A 15,967-nucleotide genomic window follows, 5' to 3' on the forward strand; every position below is an offset into this window, starting at 1 on the left:
AATATTGATAATAATTATCATTTTCATTTAGATATTATATCCCCACTTTTTTTAAATAGCAAACTATTTTTTACTTTGTTACATATTAAAATATTTATTACAATTCCCCTCTAAAACTTACAAATACATGCAAAATAAACTACTGGTTTATTTTTTAAATTGTAGTATACTTAGTCATTATTTTTCGTTTTCAAACAAAAAACATCGAAGGAGACACAATGTTCTATATAAAACAACTACTACATTTCACTTACGAGCAAGCATTATCTTGCTTATTCCCAGTCGTCATTTTTTTAACACTAGCTCTTTCAAAACTCATAATGATTCCAGGTTTATATCGGTATGATTTCATACTCATCGTATGTCTTCTTATGCAGTGGTTTATGTATAAGACTGGACTTGAGACGAAAGACGAATTAAAAGTAATTACTGTCTTCCATCTCATCGGTCTTTTACTTGAAATATATAAAGTACATTTCGGTTCATGGAGTTATCCTGAAGAGGCGTATTCAAAGGTTTTTGGAGTTCCACTTTACAGCGGTTTTATGTATGCGAGTGTCGCGAGTTACATATGCCAAGCATGGAGAAGAATGCATTTACAAATGTATCATTGGCCGAAAGCTATTTTTGCAATACCTCTAGGAGCAATGATTTACTTCAATTTTTTCACCCACCATTTCATATACGATTTTAGATGGGTATTAACTTTACTTTTATTCATCGTTTTCTTTCGCACATTTGTGGAATTTTCATTACGAGGCGTTACATATAAAATGCCACTCGTTCTCTCCTTTTTCCTTATCGGATTCTTTATTTGGATTGCCGAAAACATCGCAACATTTTTCGGAGCATGGCAATATCCAAATCAACGAGAAGTATGGAATCTCGTTCACTTAAGCAAAATTAGCTCATGGTTTTTACTCGTTGTTATTAGCATTATGATTGTTACACAACTTAAACATTTGAAGCAGTTGAAAAAATAATGCTGATTATGTAAAAACAAAAAAACACTCTCATTATCTGTCGTACTTACTTTCGTCTTTTTTACTTTTAAATCACTTCCTTTTTTTCTTTTTAAGGACTTTTCCAATCATTTTTCTCTATCCTGCTCAACCTCTTCTTGTAAGCTTGTAATTTTCTTCTGTTACATCTGTGCCCTCATATTACAAAGAAAAAAGACAAAGCATCGAATAATCAAATACTTTGTCTACAGTCCGAGGTTGAGAAAGTATTTTCTCAACCTTTTTATTCGTTGTTTTTATTTTCACTCCATATTTTCTACATTTAAACACTTAGTTTCACAGTAATAGCCTTTGCCGCCAACATAAACCTTTTCTATTTCATTCTTGCTATTGGTTGCTAATTTAACTAATATTTCAGAAGGCGATTCCAAAGAATAACCTTGTTCAAATACATAGACTTCTTTTTGCAAGTTGTGCTGTTCATGAAGGTAGCAAGCTAATGCACCATTTGAAGTTCCAGTCGCTGCTTCTTCATTAATGTCGTATAGTGGCGCAAAATTCCTGCATATAATTCGATCGTCATTAAAAGTATATAGATGCATCCCAACAACATTATAATACTTGCTGATTTCTTTAATTTTTTCAAAACTAGGTTGCAGTGCATGTAATCGTGTTTCGCTTTTTATAGGAATTAAAATATCTTTTAAGCCCGTGGAGACAATTTGAATTGGATATTTATTATCTATAGCTTTCATGTCAAAACAGTCGATGAACTCGTTTGGAGATACAACATCATAGAATATCGGATTGTTTTGTTCCATGAATATGCTGTCATCTTTTATGGTAATAGTAAGAACACCGCTGTTTGTTTCAATTGTATAGCGATTCCTGAAGAGTTTATTTAAATGCATCAGTATCGCGAAAGAGCCAATTGTAGCATGACCACATAAATCAACTTCTTCTTTTGGTGTAAAATACTCAAATTTATAATCAGCAATTTCAGATTCTGATATAAATGCGGTTTCCGCATAACCCAGTTGTTTGGCTATTGCCATTTTTTGAGTAGTGGTCAATGAATTCTCAATAAATACCACTCCTGCTTTATTTCCGCCTTTATGATCCTTACTAAATGCACTTGCAACATAAACAGATATTTTCATAAGATACCTTCCTCACTTATAGTAAGTTGTAGCATAGAAAGCACTACGTATAAATCTTGCATAAAGCAAAAGACAAACTATTTTTTAGCATCTGGACTCTCCAAAATAGCTTATCTACAGTCTGAGCCCATCACTCATTAGAAAGTGACGGACTTTTTTTAGTAATATTTTTTAAACCATCCTTATCAAAGGACTTATAATTTACAAAAGCATAAGCAGTTACACATCATGAACTACTACTAGCAGAAGAAGTTGCTACAGATGAAGCGGCAATCGTGGCCACCATAGCTGCCTGTTGTGCTTGTATGAGGACTTCTATCATTGTTTGTAAACCTGTGTTGGTAGCTTTACTTTCCTCACCTTTTTGACTTACGAATAGTTGAATAGCAATAAGAATATTCGTATCTGTATGCCAACGGAACAATTTCTCTCCCTGCAATTTTTCAATCAACGCTTTAACAGAATGAATCTCTTTTTCTCCATCCTCAAGTAACGCTAGTAGCCCGATAGCTGGATAATGCATCTGTTTCACTTTTACCTTCTCTTGCTTTAATAACTTCCATATGTTTGTACATGTTGCAACTAACATTTCTTCACGGACATCCTTCTTTAGTGAAAGGATATGACTTAGAAATTGAAGATCATTCCCTTTACGCAGACCAGCTTCCGCTAGTTTTTTATAAAGACGTTCCACTCGGTCCATAAGCTTGTCTACATTCTCTGATTGTCCTGCTAGTAAAACCGCGAGCGGGTAATCATTTGTACCTGTAAGAAAAAGATGATCCTCTTTCATGCGTTTATATACTTGCATCGAACGCTGAATGTGCGTGCTATGCTGTTCATTTTCTTCTGTTAAAAGCACAGCTGCTGCAAGATAAGTAAATATACTGCGGCTAAAGCCACCAGCGACCAATTGTTCATATAAGTCTAAAAACTCTCGAAAAGCTTTCTTATAATCTGTAAAGTGAATATCTAATGTTGCGGCCACTACAAAGCGATGATAAGACTTTAAGTATGAAAACATCCCTACCTCATTCTTAATATAACTACTAATTTCTAAAAAACGTCCGAGATCAAGCAATTTATCACTACTTGCATACATAGCAGCAATCATCATTCCTGTTCGAGAATCACTCGTTTTCCATTTTAGTTCTCCCTTTAACTGTGAATATGCATGTATATATTGCTCTAGCTTTTGTTCTAATGTAATCATAGTATTCACCCCTATTTCTAGTTCCTCTCTATTATTATACGTATATTCCATATTTAGGAATACTATATTTCATAATCACACCATAAAAATTAGAAGGTTTCTTTATCCTAATAGATTGGTTTCTTGTCCTTCTTCATCAGTAGCACGATGATAATCCCTAATCCTTCAAGAAGTTATACAAAAAAGGTAGATAATAATTTATCTACCTTTTTTGTAAAAAATAAGAGTGTAACTATTTACAACTCAATTTTGACAAAACTACTGTCATTTCGTTTGTTATATGCAATTCAAACTAAAGAGCCTTAATAATACGTTCCATTGCTTTCATCTGACCAATATGATCTGCTTCATGATAAAGCATCATACCGTAAAGCTCTCCTACTGTTTCCAATCCTAGGAATGGCTCTGGCAGTTTATTCTCAAATGCTTCTGCTGGAATTTCGTTAATACGTTTTGCTTGTTCTTGTAATTGGGCTGTTAATACTTCTAATGATGGTCCTTCTGTTTTCCATTTAGATGGTCTTGATCCATATCCAAACATACCTGGATATTCCGTTGGTAATTGTTTGAATTCTTTTCCAAACATGAAAACTTCTGCTGCCGTTAACACATGACCGATATGCCAGCGAATTGTATTGTTAAAACCCTCTGGCTGCGTATCCGCAGTTTTATCATCTAACGTTTCCATAAATTTAAGTAACGCCCCGCGCGTTATTTCAAATTGTTTTAAACCAATTATTCTATTCATTTTATCGTTCCCTTTCTCCATGTTCAATTTATTATGAACTAAAAATGTTCAATTTATTAAACTTTCACCTTGTTTAATCTATCAGAAACAATGAAGAAATACATCTAATATGCTTAGTAAAAATAATAAAAAGGTTCCACCCTCGTAAATATAGAATTACTTACTACACAAATAGTTTAGTAAGTAAAAGAGGAGTGTTAATTTCATGTTACATGTTTTAAAACAGCAATATAATCTTATTAGCGCTACAAGAGAAACTCTATTCACATTTTTAGAAGAAATCCCATTAGAAAAATTACATAGCACTGTTCCGAATTTCGGGAGCGGTAGCATTATAAAGACACATATTCATGTAGCCGATTGCTATCGATACTGGCTTGGATCATTCGCATTTAAACAAAAGCGAGCAGATTTTTCATTCGCTAGTAATTATGAAATTGAGCATGCAGATGTCACGAAAGTACGTGCTAGATTTAAGTTAGTAGATGAAACTGTACAACGTTTTTTAGATGAATACAATGACCGTTGGCTCGAAAATATAGCAAATGAAGTGAAATGGCAAAAAGAACCTTGGAGTACAACACCGCTATGGCTTTTAACTCATACAGAGACGCATGAGTTTCACCATAAAGGACAAATTGTATCTATGGCTAGACACCTTGGATATGTTCCTCCTGATACAGACCTGATTAGTTAATATCAAAAAGCTTAGGATGAATACAAATCGAGCATGTTTTGAAAACCAATCAAAACATGCTCTTAAAATATTCTACCTTACAATCTCCATATCCCCATCAATACCAAATAGTCTCAGCATAATTATATGCATCACTATTCGGAATTGCATGTTTCCCCTGCGCTTGCGCTTTTCTTGGGTCTAAATCATATACCATCGGCGTATAGCATGATGTTTGCCCTTTATTCACAACACCATTTCCTCCAGCACTCCCGCAAGTATATGCTTTTCCATCGGTTTTTCTGACTATCCTTGCATCAGCTTCGTTATTATAAACTGCCGGGCGGGTTACAGTAACTTTTGCCCATGCTGTCTTACACGTCGTGCTAAATTTTAATTCCACATAAGAATTTGAATCAATCCACTTCTTCTCTTTCGTTACTGCTGATTGATCACAACTATTGTAATACGGACTTTTCCCATCATACGTATGGTCTTCCGCATATGCTTTATTATTATTGGTCGTACTAAACACACTAGTTACAACGAGCAACGCCAGACAAAGACATGCACTTACTTTTTTAAAAAGTTTCATAGAATTCCACTCCTTTATTAATAACGTCCAGTTTTCCCATAACCATTATTAAACGTAACCGCTTCAGCATCTGCTGTGTATCCAAAATCTGCAGTTAAATCAAATACCATTCCTGTATACGTGCTCGTTTGACCTGTTTTTATTGTGCCGTTACCCTGATTGGAAGTGACTGATTTTTGGAATACACCATTTTTATATTTATTCACAACAGCGTACGCATACACTCCTCCAGAAACAGCTGGTGCTGGTTGATCTAATACAAACTTAGCCCATGCTGCATGACATCTATTGCTATAACGTAAATACACTGTCCCAACCTTTTTACTCCCTTCATACACCGCTGTAGACTTTGCATTAAATCCATCTGTATCACATGTTGTACTGCCTCCGTATACTTTCGTTGTTGCTGGATTTTTCCCGTCATAATAACTACTCAGATCGGTAGCTGCAAATGTGCTTCCTTGAAAACTAAATAATACCCCTACACTCGCTACACTTAACACACATACTTTCATTAACTTTTTAAACATTTTAAATCTCCTCCCTCAAAATAAGTACATATAATAAAGACAATATCCCCCTATGTACGCCCCTCCTTTCATGCTTCCTAGAGGCATCTTACAGAAACGAAAAAACATTGTAAATTCCCTTATGATTATTGGAATATACGAAGAAATTTACTTATCCTTTTAAGAAAAAAAGTTGAGAAATACACATTTTATAGCATCCTTTATTTCAAACATAAAAGAACCGATACTTGTTACATGCAAGCATCGGTTCTTTATACAAAATTGCTATTTTTTCTTTTATAGAAAACAAATATTTCTCCACTTAATCCGTTGTAAAAAACTCTCTTGTTACATCAATAAATTGCTGCAGTGGCACTGTCATCCATTTGTCTTTATGCCAAGCGATTTGCGTATAAATCGGAGGAATTGTTTCTTTTAAAACTAACTCCTTTATTGTCCCTTCTCGCATATCTTTTTCTACTACTATAGCTGGTAACACAGCAACACCTAAATCTGCAATGACGCATTGTTTAATTGCCTCGACACTAACAAACTCAATCTTATTTGCTGGATATATGTCTTTCGCACGAAATAACTCCTCAAATAAAGTCCGATATGAGCACCCTAGTTCTGTTAATAAAAGTGTTTCCTTCTCTAAATCTTTTATAGAAACGGAAGTTTGCTGGAGTATATGATGGCCTGGAGCAGCTACTACTTTTAATTCTTCTTTCATAAGCGGCTCCACATGTAAAGCATCTTCTGTTTTACATTCATCCAAAATAAATGCAAGATCGACTTTTCCCTTCATCAATTGTTCCTTCGCATCTTTATTAGAATGTGCTGGTTTAAATATAAGTTTTATTTGAGGAAATTGTGCTTTAAATCTCTTTAATATAGATGGAAGCCTATATGTACACTGACTTTCTTGTGCACCAATCGTTAACGTACCAGCTATTTCTTCATCATCTTTCACAGCCATTTTCGCTTCGTTACTAAGCACAATCATCTTATCAGCATATAATTGAAACTTCCTCCCTGCTTCAGTTAAGAAAAGACGTTTTCCTAATCTTTCAAATAACGGCGTACCTAGCTCAGCTTCTAACGTTTTAATTTGCGCCGTTACGCTCGATTGAGCAAAGTTTAATTTCTTCGCAGTTTGTGTAAAGTTCAAAGTATCCGCGGCTATTTTAAAGGTAATTAATTGTTTTATCTCCATTTATCATCCCTCTTTTCAATCGGAATTTCCGATTGATTTCATCAAAATAATCCTCTTTGTCTATTGATATTTGTATTGTATGATAAAGAGCATCGACAAACAATATAAATGGAGGTATTCCATATGAAAGCACTTTGTTTCGAAACATTCGGAAATGCTGATGTACTTCAATATAAAGAAATCCCCGATCCAATCATTAATCCAAATGAAATTCTTGTCCGTACGAAAGCAATTGGCTTAAATTTCGCTGATATTTATAGACGCCGAGGCGATTATCATCTCGCTGGTAACCCGCCTTATATATTAGGTTATGAAGGGGCTGGTATTGTTGAAGAAATAGGAACTAACGTTACTACCATCAAGCCTGGAGACCGTATTGCATTTGCTGACGTTCCATTCGCAAATGCAGAACTAGTTGCTGTTCCATCTGAAAAAACAATTCAGCTTCCAAATTCTATTTCTTTTGAAACAGCCACTTCTGTCTTATTACAAGGTCTAACGGCACATTATTTAACGAAAGATAGCTATCAAATAAAACAAGGTGATATAGCTTTAGTACACGCAGCAGCTGGTGGCGTTGGTCAACTTCTTATTCAAATAATTAAACTACTTGGCGGAACAGCAATTGGTCTTACGTCATCAAACGAGAAAGCAAAAGTTGCCACGTTAGCTGGAGCTGATCACGTATTTTTATATAGTGAAAAATGGCATTCAAAAGTACTTGAAATAACAAACAGCACTGGAGTAAATGTTGTATATGAATCAGTAGGTTCTACATTAGAGGAAAGTTTTAATGCTACTAAAATTAGTGGTACTGTTGTATTTTACGGAATGGCCGGCGGTAATCCTGCTCCCGTTGATCCGCGCATGCTTATGGATACTTCAAAAACTTTAACTGGCGGAGACCTTTGGAACGTGCTTACTACCTTTGAAGAACGTAAGCAGCGCTCTACTCAATTATTTGATTGGATTGCTAGTGGAAAATTAAACATTGCGAGTCCTACTACATTCTCTTTACAAGACGGTGCTCGCGCCCATGAATTATTAGAGAGCAGAAAAAGTACAGGGAAGATTTTATTGATTCCATAATTCATAAAATGAAAAGGAATCTAGGTTAAGTTTTATGAAAACCTATAGTGAAAAAAGTTGATAAATGGAAGGACATAACTAATGTGTTATGTCCTTTCTTTTTCAAATCACTCGGATAATTTTCGATCTTTTTTCTCAATTAAAAGCATATGTTTTTTATTTATATATTGCTAGAAAATTATCATTTTATTTATGAATAAGGCTACATACCCATTTAAGCTAAAAACTAGCTTTCGACCCTATAACAACAGTAGCATCTAATTCCTCATCTCGAGCCACTTTCGTGGTAAGCCCAGCACCAGCAAAGATTTCAAAGGTCTGATCTGCCTGCATTTCGCTCGTCTCTATTAAAAGATGACCTCCAGGTGCTAGCCAGAGAAATGCTTCTTTCGCTACTCTTCGCTGAATGTCAAGTCCATCCTCTCCCCCATCAAGCGCCACCTTTGGTTCATGTAGGCGAGCTTCCTGTGGGAGCAGTTTTATTGCATCAGTAGGAACATAAGGTGCGTTTGCAAGTATGGTCTTCACGTTGCCTTTAAGTGAATGAGGCAACGATTTATACAAATCACCTTCAAAAACATGGCCACCGAAACTCGTTACATTGCGGCTTGCACATCGTACTGCAATAGGGTCAATATCAACACAATATAATTCAACTCTTCCTAAAGCTGCCGCTAGAGCTGCACCGACAGCACCTGAACCACAACAGAGATCAACGACAATATCACCAAAACATGACAGCGCTTCGGCTTGGTGAACAAGAAATTCGGTTCGTTGACGAGGCACGAAAACACCCCGCTCCACTTCTATCCGCATCCCACAAAATTTTGCGTATCCAACAACATATTCAAGTGGTAAACCATCGGCTCGCATTTCCACCATTCTCTTGAGGTCTTCTGGAGTTCGGGCTGCTGAAATAAGTAACCGGGTCTCTTCTTCTGCGAAAACACAACCCGCGCTCTGAAGCCTGTTAATTATACATTTTTCTGTTTTATTGTCCAAAAAGGAATTACATTCTTTTCCTATTTACCTCACCACTTTTCTTATTTATAACCCTGTATTCGCTAAAAATTGGAGATATCCTTTTTCAACAAAATGACCCTATTGTTGAAAAAAGAAACACTCTATATAATTTCATTAAAATATTCCAATACACTATATAAATGACATACTAAAAAATAAAAAGGAGGTTAGATTTCTCTAACCTCCTTTTCTTATCTCTATTTAAGATCTAATTATATTTCCACACTTTCTTTCCCTTTTGCAACATAACTCATATCTCCAACTGACTCGACTGTATATGTTCCGTCTTGATATACAATCTTCGTCACACTAGCATTTTCCACTCCAAGTTTTGTTTTACTACTGTCTAGCATTTCTATTAAGGTTGTAATCAACAGCCCATGAACAACAACTAAAACGTTACCGCCGCCATTTTTAGCTGCTTCTTCACTAATATTATCTATCTCTGCTTTTATACGAGTAGAAAATAATTCCCAATCTTCCGCCTGTTTCGTAGGATCTGCTGCTCTAATAAGATCAATAACTTCTTGAATAGAAAACTTCATAAGTTCTTCTGGTGATGCAACGCCTGCAGCTTTTCCAACCGCATCCCACATATTATCAAGTTTTTCACCTTCAAAAATACCAAAATTTAATTCTCGTAATTTTTTTCTTTGCTCAAGTTTCAATTTTGATTGCTCACTATATTTTAATACTAAATTAGCAGTTTCAATCGCGCGGCCGCTATCACTACTATACGCACTTGTAAAATGAATATCTTTTAATCCCGTTCCTAAATTAGAGGCAACTTCCACACCTTTTTCTACTAACGGAGAGTCTGCCCAACCTTGCGCGCGATGGTTCGTATTTAATATTGTTTTACCATGTCTTGTAACATATAACGTAACTACGTTGCTATCTGTTTCTCGATTCTTCATTCTTTTTTCTCTCCCTTTACATTTCTATCTCAATTTTAACACCTCAATTATTCATTGAGCAAAATATATGTAAGTAGCTTCGCTTAATAAAAAACGCTACCTTTCTGTATATCCATACAAAAAGGTAGCGTCTTTTATGATTATATTTCTTAACCGATACCCTTACTCAGCAAATGCACTCGAATATTGCACAACTCCTTCTATACTTTGCAGAGCGTTCTCACTTAACTCAACCGCCATAAACGCTTCATCTGGCACTTCAAATGGTGCTTTTATATTCCACTCACTTGCTTTCTTAAAACCAAATTTCGGATAGTACTCTGGATGTCCTAATACTATAACTGATCCGTATCCAAGTTCTTTCGCTTTTTCTAACGCAGCTACTATAAGCTTTCCACCAATTCCTTTTTTCTGATAGCCCCTAGCAACTGATACTGGTGCAAGCGCTAATGAATCTACAGAAGCTCCATCTTGTTCTATCGTAATTTTAGATAACATAATATGACCGACTATTTCTTCATCTACTGCAACGATTGATAACTCTGGAATAAATGCGTCACACTCTCTAATACGTTTTACAAGTTCATGTTCCTTTTTATCACTAAATTCTTCGTTTAAAAATGCTTGTTGTACAACTTCTTCCGTTTTTCTATAATCGGTTTGTCGTTCTTGTCTAATCGTTACCACTCTGGATTACCCTCTATTCTTTCTCATTTCTTTTTGAATTTTACGAAGTGCTTTTTTCGATCCCCGCTCAATATCATGTTGCATTTTTCTTTCTTTATAATCGACAAATAGCGTATTTAAATCGTATCCCTCTGGGTATAATTCCTTCGCTGCTACCTCTAACGTAATACGTTTTATATTTACTTCAACAAATTCACCGTTATAATATACAACGACATTACAGAAATTATCTTTTTCCTTATAGATGATACCAAAATCATCATGATCCAATAAATTTACACGGTCGCCAATTTTATACTCGTAATGATTTTCTCTTTTTTCTTGCAGGAATTTCGGCTTTCTAATTTTACTTTCATTCACTTTTTCTAGAGCGTACTCTTTATTTTCCATATACGCTTTCGCTCTTTGCAGTACCCGCTCTCTTACGTTCATTTTATTGGCAATCCAAAGTGCATTACTTTCACCTGATTTACCGATTACTAATTTATAAAGTGGTTCTAGTGTCTCACTATTAAATTGCATCGCTGCGTTCATAAAATCATCATGCATTTCTGAGAATCGTTTAATTTCACCGTAATGCGTACTCGCCACTGTAATACATCCTGCAAGATAAAACTCCTCTAAAATAGAAATTGCAAGTGCTGCTCCTTCATTCGGTTCAGTCCCGCTTCCTATTTCATCAAATAGTAGCAACGTATTATTATTTGACATCCTCATAATTTCAGATAGATTTTTCATATGAGATGAAAATGTACTTAGTGCATTTTCGATACTTTGATTATCGCCAATATCTACAAATACATTTTCGAAAATAGCAATTTCTGTTTCTTTATCTCCGGCAATATGCAAACCTGACATTGTCGCTAATGTTAACAATCCAATCGTCTTTAACACAATTGTCTTCCCGCCCGCATTCGGCCCTGTAATAATTAAACTACGATAGTTTTGACCAATTTCAAAGTTTAATGGTACTACTTTTCCACTTAAAAGCGGATGCTTACAATTTACTAAATGAACGTAGCCATGATCATTTAACTTCGGCTCTATTCCATCAATCGATTTACTAAACTTCGCTTTCGCAAATACCATATCATATTGACTAATTAACTCCACATTAATCTTTATACTATAAATGTTTTCTAACACCATTCCAGATAAAGTCGCTAAAATTTGATATTCTTCCATCGCTTCTTCTGCTTTCAAACTTGCGAGTTCCGTATTTAGCTTTGTAACTGTATGCGGTTCTACAAATACAGTAGAACCTTTAGCAGAAGCTTCAACAATACTTCCGGCAACTTGATTTTTATAGGAAGATTTAATCGGAATCGTATAACGATCATCTTTTTTACTAATAAAGAACTCCTGAATATACTTCTTATTTGCACTGCTATTTAAAAACTTCGTTAAACGCTCTTTTATTTTTCCATCTACCGAATCGATGTTATTTCGAATTCGTTTTAACTCTTTACTAGCGGCAGAATCAATGCTATTTCCTTTTATTGAAAAATTAATTTCCTCTTCAATACTTTTAAATTCAGTCATTGAATTTGCATAAGAAGCTAATACTGGCGCAAAAAATTCTTTATCTAACATAAACTTTTTAATCTTCCTACAGCCACGTAAAAAATCTGAAACACTTACTAACTCTTCTGGATCTAAAATCATCCCTTTTTCTAATTTTTGAATTGTACTAGCAATATTTGAAATACCGAAAAAAGGCACATGCCCTTCCGCATCTAATATAGCTCGCGCTTCGGTTGTTTCATTTAATCGATTCCTTACTACTTTTATACTTGTACTCGGCTCTAATTTATTTATTAATTCTTTTCCTAATCCACTTACACAATAAGATTTCACTATATCCTTTAATTCGTTATATTGTAACTTTTCAAAAGTCATCGTATTCATTTTATTTCTCCTCACTATGATTGATTTCTATCATAAATGAAGATACCTACTCATTAGATTCCAATGAGCCCTACATTATTCAATTACCATTTTTATACATTAAAAACATATACAAAAAAGCTGCGGGGATACCGCAGCTTTTACATTTACAAGGCATGAGTAATAACATATGAGGAAATAAGCCATAAAAACGGATGGCAATCCCCTTATTACACGCTTTATAAAGTATTGTAGGTATCTTCATAGGTATCGAAATAAATCCATGACAAAATTAGGGGTATGGTATACATAAAAATCCCCTGTTCTTATCCGATTTATTTCATTAAATTTTTCCTATTTAGTACCTACCGCACTCACAAAAAGCACCTCTCATTAATTTATATTATAGTCATTGAAATCTAATTTACTGAAATCATCATACTATATGTATAGCAAGAAGTAAAGGTGTCATACTTTAGTCGTACGCACATATGCAGATGTTTTCTTCTTAATGATTCAATATAATTTATTTAGAACAAATTTTGGAGGGATTTCTATGACCGACTTTCAAAAACAATTTTTCGCACGATTACATATAGAAGAAAAAGACAAAGTTTCATTTGAAGATTTACCTAACATTATGTACGCAATGGCACAAACTGTCCCATTTGAAAACTTAAATGTTCTCGAAAAGAATTTTAAGGAAATATCAAAAGAAAATCTAAAAGAAAAAATTTTAGTAAACAACCGTGGCGGTCTTTGTTATGAACTCAATCCTACTATGTATCACTTCCTTAAAGACGCTGGATTTGATGTTCATCTCGTTTCGGGAACAGTGTATAACGCTGCAAACTCCATATGGGCTGTTGATTCTGGCCATATCGCAACCGTTTTAACACATCATAATGAACTTTACTTAATTGAAGTAGGATTCGGATCATACTTACCGCTTGCACCTGTTCCTTTCTCAGGTGAAGTCATTCACTCCGTTACAGGAGATTATCGTATTCGTAAAGAAATGACCGAAAAAGGAAACTACCTGTTAGAGATGCGTAAAAACAATGAGTTTTTGGATCAATCTTCTACTGATGATTGGGCGTTAGGCTATGCATTTTATATAGAAGAAGTGGATGAAGAAAAAGCAAATGCAGCACAAAAAATTATTGTTGAACACGATGGCTCACCATTTAACAAAGTACCTCTTATTGTAAAACTAACTGAAGATGGGCATGCATCTTTAACGAAGGATAGTCTGAAAATAGCGAAAAACGGTAAAAAAACGAAAGAAAAAGTTACAGATATGCAATATAAAAATCTTTTACATTCAAAATTCGGAATTACATTATAATTTTTTTAGCCTTGCCTTTTAGCAAGGCTTTTTAATTTTCAGCAGGGATTTTTTGCAATTTGTTGTATTTCATAGTTATATAGGAATATAACTACATATTTAGAAAGGAAATGATTATGACAGAACTTAAAGATCGACTACAAGTAGCTGATAAAGAAAAATGGGATTTAACGGATATTTACGATACCATTGAAGATTGGGAAAGCGATTTCCATAAAATTGAAGTATTAACGAAAGAATTACACGAGTTTAATGGAAATATTCACGATGGCAATAGTTTATTAGCCTATTTAACAAAGAGTGAAGAAATTTCTAGCATAATAACTTTAATGTTCGCTTATGCACGATTACAATCTGATCTTGATACACGCGATACTGACGCTCAATCTCTTGTCGATAAAGTAACACAATTACAAGTGAAAGTAAGTGCAGCTAAATCTTTCTTTTCTCCATTCTTACTTAGCGTAGATGAAAACACATTACACACTTACATAGAAGAAGCTGAAGGCTTACAATATTATAAAGAAGATTTATTTGAATTATACCGTTATAAAAAACACGTATTGAATAAGGACCAAGAAGAGATTTTATCACAAATGGGCGAAGCACTCTCCTCTCCGCAACATACATACGGCATGTTAAATAATGCAGATATACTATTTGGTGAAGTGACTACTAATGATGGAGAAAAAGTTACTTTAACACGAGGAATGTATGCAAAGTTAATAGAAGATGAGAACCGCGAAAAACGTAAAGAAGCCTATAAAGCTTACTACAAGCCATATGTTCAATTGAAAAATTCTATCGCTTCTACTTTATCTGCTGCTATAAAAAATAATGTTACTGTTTCTAAGCTAAGAAAATATCCATCAGCGTTAGAGAAATCATTATTTGGCGACATGGTTCCAAAAGAAGTATATGAAAATTTAATTGAAACGACGAAAAAAAACATTCAATCTTTACATACATATAATGAACTTCGAAAAGAGAAATTAAATGTCGATGAACTAAGACAATATGACTTAAGTGTCGATTTAGTAAAAGGTGTAAAACAAGATATTCCATATGATAACGCGTTTGACATCATGATTGAATCACTAGCTCCTTTAGGTGAAGAATATATTGAAACATTAAAAAGCTTTAAAGATAAACGTTATATTGACGTAAGAGAAACGCCAGGAAAACGTTCCGGTGCTTATAACTTTGGTGTATACGGCGTTCATCCTTTCATTCTTTTAAATCATCATGATGATTTAAATAGCCTTTTCACTCTTACTCACGAATGTGGGCACGGTATGCATACGCACTACTCACACGGATACCAACCAAGAATTTCTGCACACTATACTATCTTTGTCGCAGAAGTCGCTTCTACAGTAAATGAAGTGCTATTAATTCATCATTTATTAAAAGAAGCAAAAGATGCTAACATACGTAACCATTTAGTAAACCATTTCATTGAGAAATTTAAAGGCACTTTCTTTACACAAATCATGTTCGCTGAATTTGAAAAAATCACGCATGAAATGGCACAGCAAGGTAAACCATTAAATGCCCAAGTCTTTAGCGAGGTTTATGAAAACTTATTTAGAGAGTATAATGGCGACTCCCTCGTATTTGACGAAGAAGTAAAATACGGATGGGCTAGAATACCGCATTTCTACCGTCCATTTTACGTATACAAATACGCAACTGGATTCGCTTCTGCAATCCAAATTGCTGATAAATTATTAAGCGGCGATCCAAATGCACAGAAAAACTATCTCGAATTCCTTAAAGGTGGAAGTTCAGATTATCCATTAAATCTACTCAAAAAAGCTGGCGTTGATTTAACTACGCCAGAACCGATTGAAAGTGCATTACATCGTTTTAGTGAACTTGTTGAAGAGTTTTCAACTTTATAAAAAAGAAGAGCCTCTCGCTAGAGGCTCTTTCTC

Annotated in this window: 15 protein-coding genes; 5 read left to right on the plus strand and 10 right to left on the minus strand. The window is 34.6% G+C overall.

The annotated features are described in order from the left end of the window. Positions 1 to 218: 218 nt before the first annotated feature. The gene (locus tag MR147_RS11790) at positions 219 to 983 is read left to right on the plus strand and encodes a DUF817 domain-containing protein (protein WP_074607071.1); all 765 of its coding nucleotides are present in this window, start codon (positions 219 to 221) and stop codon (positions 981 to 983) included. 281 nt (positions 984 to 1,264) lie between these two features. Here the strand turns inward: MR147_RS11790 and MR147_RS11795 are convergent, their stop codons facing one another. The 3 genes from MR147_RS11795 to MR147_RS11805 all read right to left on the minus strand — a co-directional run bounded on the left by MR147_RS11795 (position 1,265) and on the right by MR147_RS11805 (position 4,104). Then, entirely contained in the window at positions 1,265 to 2,122 is an 858-nt protein-coding gene (locus MR147_RS11795; RefSeq protein ID WP_074607073.1) for a PhzF family phenazine biosynthesis protein, read from the minus strand. Positions 2,123 to 2,348: 226 nt separating this feature from the next. Continuing rightward, complete coding sequence (locus MR147_RS11800; RefSeq protein WP_139302734.1) at positions 2,349 to 3,386, minus strand: DUF4003 domain-containing protein; 1,038 nt, start codon at positions 3,384 to 3,386, stop codon at positions 2,349 to 2,351. 241 nt (positions 3,387 to 3,627) lie between these two features. Beyond that, positions 3,628 to 4,104, minus strand: a complete 477-nt coding sequence (locus MR147_RS11805; RefSeq protein ID WP_139302735.1) for a DinB family protein — start codon at positions 4,102 to 4,104, stop codon at positions 3,628 to 3,630. A gap of 184 nt (positions 4,105 to 4,288) precedes the next feature. Here MR147_RS11805 and MR147_RS11810 point away from each other — a divergent pair, with 184 nt between their 5' ends. Continuing rightward, complete coding sequence (locus MR147_RS11810; protein ID WP_074607079.1) at positions 4,289 to 4,780, plus strand: DinB family protein; 492 nt, start codon at positions 4,289 to 4,291, stop codon at positions 4,778 to 4,780. A 97-nt stretch (positions 4,781 to 4,877) separates the two neighbouring features. Here MR147_RS11810 and MR147_RS11815 read toward each other — a convergent pair whose 3' ends face one another. The 3 genes from MR147_RS11815 to MR147_RS11825 form a co-directional block, all read right to left on the minus strand. Further along, the gene (locus MR147_RS11815; protein WP_000765227.1) at positions 4,878 to 5,354 is read right to left on the minus strand and encodes a DUF2690 domain-containing protein; all 477 of its coding nucleotides are present in this window, start codon (positions 5,352 to 5,354) and stop codon (positions 4,878 to 4,880) included. Positions 5,355 to 5,371: 17 nt separating this feature from the next. Beyond that, positions 5,372 to 5,884 (minus strand): DUF2690 domain-containing protein, encoded by a 513-nt coding sequence (locus MR147_RS11820; protein ID WP_071727718.1) that lies wholly within the window; start codon positions 5,882 to 5,884, stop codon positions 5,372 to 5,374. A gap of 301 nt (positions 5,885 to 6,185) precedes the next feature. Next, positions 6,186 to 7,079 (minus strand): LysR family transcriptional regulator, encoded by an 894-nt coding sequence (locus MR147_RS11825; protein WP_242304254.1) that lies wholly within the window; start codon positions 7,077 to 7,079, stop codon positions 6,186 to 6,188. Positions 7,080 to 7,202: 123 nt separating this feature from the next. On the opposite strand from MR147_RS11825, the gene MR147_RS11830 reads away from it, so the two are divergent. Further along, a complete protein-coding gene (locus MR147_RS11830; RefSeq protein WP_242304257.1) occupies positions 7,203 to 8,168 on the plus strand; it encodes a quinone oxidoreductase family protein in 966 nt (321 codons plus the stop codon). Between the two features lie 219 nt (positions 8,169 to 8,387). Here the strand turns inward: MR147_RS11830 and MR147_RS11835 are convergent, their stop codons facing one another. From MR147_RS11835 to MR147_RS11850, 4 genes are all read right to left on the minus strand, one after another. Beyond that, a complete protein-coding gene (locus MR147_RS11835; protein WP_061402611.1) occupies positions 8,388 to 9,170 on the minus strand; it encodes a putative protein N(5)-glutamine methyltransferase in 783 nt (260 codons plus the stop codon). A gap of 233 nt (positions 9,171 to 9,403) precedes the next feature. Continuing rightward, positions 9,404 to 10,108 (minus strand): histidine phosphatase family protein, encoded by a 705-nt coding sequence (locus MR147_RS11840; protein ID WP_242304260.1) that lies wholly within the window; start codon positions 10,106 to 10,108, stop codon positions 9,404 to 9,406. Positions 10,109 to 10,270: 162 nt separating this feature from the next. Further along, entirely contained in the window at positions 10,271 to 10,795 is a 525-nt protein-coding gene (locus tag MR147_RS11845; protein ID WP_074607086.1) for a GNAT family N-acetyltransferase, read from the minus strand. Between the two features lie 6 nt (positions 10,796 to 10,801). Continuing rightward, on the minus strand, positions 10,802 to 12,703 hold the full coding sequence (locus tag MR147_RS11850; protein WP_242304263.1) for an endonuclease MutS2: 1,902 nt from the start codon (positions 12,701 to 12,703) through the stop codon (positions 10,802 to 10,804). Between the two features lie 535 nt (positions 12,704 to 13,238). On the opposite strand from MR147_RS11850, the gene MR147_RS11855 reads away from it, so the two are divergent. Together MR147_RS11855 and pepF are read left to right on the plus strand one after the other, a co-directional pair. Beyond that, entirely contained in the window at positions 13,239 to 14,030 is a 792-nt protein-coding gene (locus MR147_RS11855; protein ID WP_242304265.1) for an arylamine N-acetyltransferase family protein, read from the plus strand. Positions 14,031 to 14,146: 116 nt separating this feature from the next. Continuing rightward, a complete protein-coding gene (pepF, locus tag MR147_RS11860) occupies positions 14,147 to 15,934 on the plus strand; it encodes an oligoendopeptidase F (RefSeq protein ID WP_242304268.1) in 1,788 nt (595 codons plus the stop codon). Positions 15,935 to 15,967 lie beyond the last annotated feature (33 nt).

Origin of the sequence: Bacillus cereus group sp. BfR-BA-01350 (genome assembly GCF_022663775.1) — a bacterium.
Classification (GTDB): domain Bacteria; phylum Bacillota; class Bacilli; order Bacillales; family Bacillaceae_G; genus Bacillus_A; species Bacillus_A paranthracis.

What these genes read in the sequence shown, in the direction of transcription:
- MR147_RS11820 (WP_071727718.1), bottom strand. Translation starts at nt 5,884, where the DNA reads ATGTTTAAAAAGTTAATGAAAGTATGTGTGTTAAGTGTAGCGAGTGTA.
- MR147_RS11855 (WP_242304265.1), top strand. Translation starts at nt 13,239, where the DNA reads ATGACCGACTTTCAAAAACAATTTTTCGCACGATTACATATAGAAGAA.
- MR147_RS11815 (WP_000765227.1), bottom strand. Translation starts at nt 5,354, where the DNA reads ATGAAACTTTTTAAAAAAGTAAGTGCATGTCTTTGTCTGGCGTTGCTC.
- MR147_RS11805 (WP_139302735.1), bottom strand. Translation starts at nt 4,104, where the DNA reads ATGGAGAAAGGGAACGATAAAATGAATAGAATAATTGGTTTAAAACAA.
- MR147_RS11790 (WP_074607071.1), top strand. Translation starts at nt 219, where the DNA reads ATGTTCTATATAAAACAACTACTACATTTCACTTACGAGCAAGCATTA.
- MR147_RS11825 (WP_242304254.1), bottom strand. Translation starts at nt 7,079, where the DNA reads ATGGAGATAAAACAATTAATTACCTTTAAAATAGCCGCGGATACTTTG.
- MR147_RS11830 (WP_242304257.1), top strand. Translation starts at nt 7,203, where the DNA reads ATGAAAGCACTTTGTTTCGAAACATTCGGAAATGCTGATGTACTTCAA.
- MR147_RS11840 (WP_242304260.1), bottom strand. Translation starts at nt 10,108, where the DNA reads ATGAAGAATCGAGAAACAGATAGCAACGTAGTTACGTTATATGTTACA.
- pepF (WP_242304268.1), top strand. Translation starts at nt 14,147, where the DNA reads ATGACAGAACTTAAAGATCGACTACAAGTAGCTGATAAAGAAAAATGG.
- MR147_RS11810 (WP_074607079.1), top strand. Translation starts at nt 4,289, where the DNA reads ATGTTACATGTTTTAAAACAGCAATATAATCTTATTAGCGCTACAAGA.
- MR147_RS11800 (WP_139302734.1), bottom strand. Translation starts at nt 3,386, where the DNA reads ATGGAATATACGTATAATAATAGAGAGGAACTAGAAATAGGGGTGAAT.
- MR147_RS11795 (WP_074607073.1), bottom strand. Translation starts at nt 2,122, where the DNA reads ATGAAAATATCTGTTTATGTTGCAAGTGCATTTAGTAAGGATCATAAA.
- MR147_RS11850 (WP_242304263.1), bottom strand. Translation starts at nt 12,703, where the DNA reads ATGAATACGATGACTTTTGAAAAGTTACAATATAACGAATTAAAGGAT.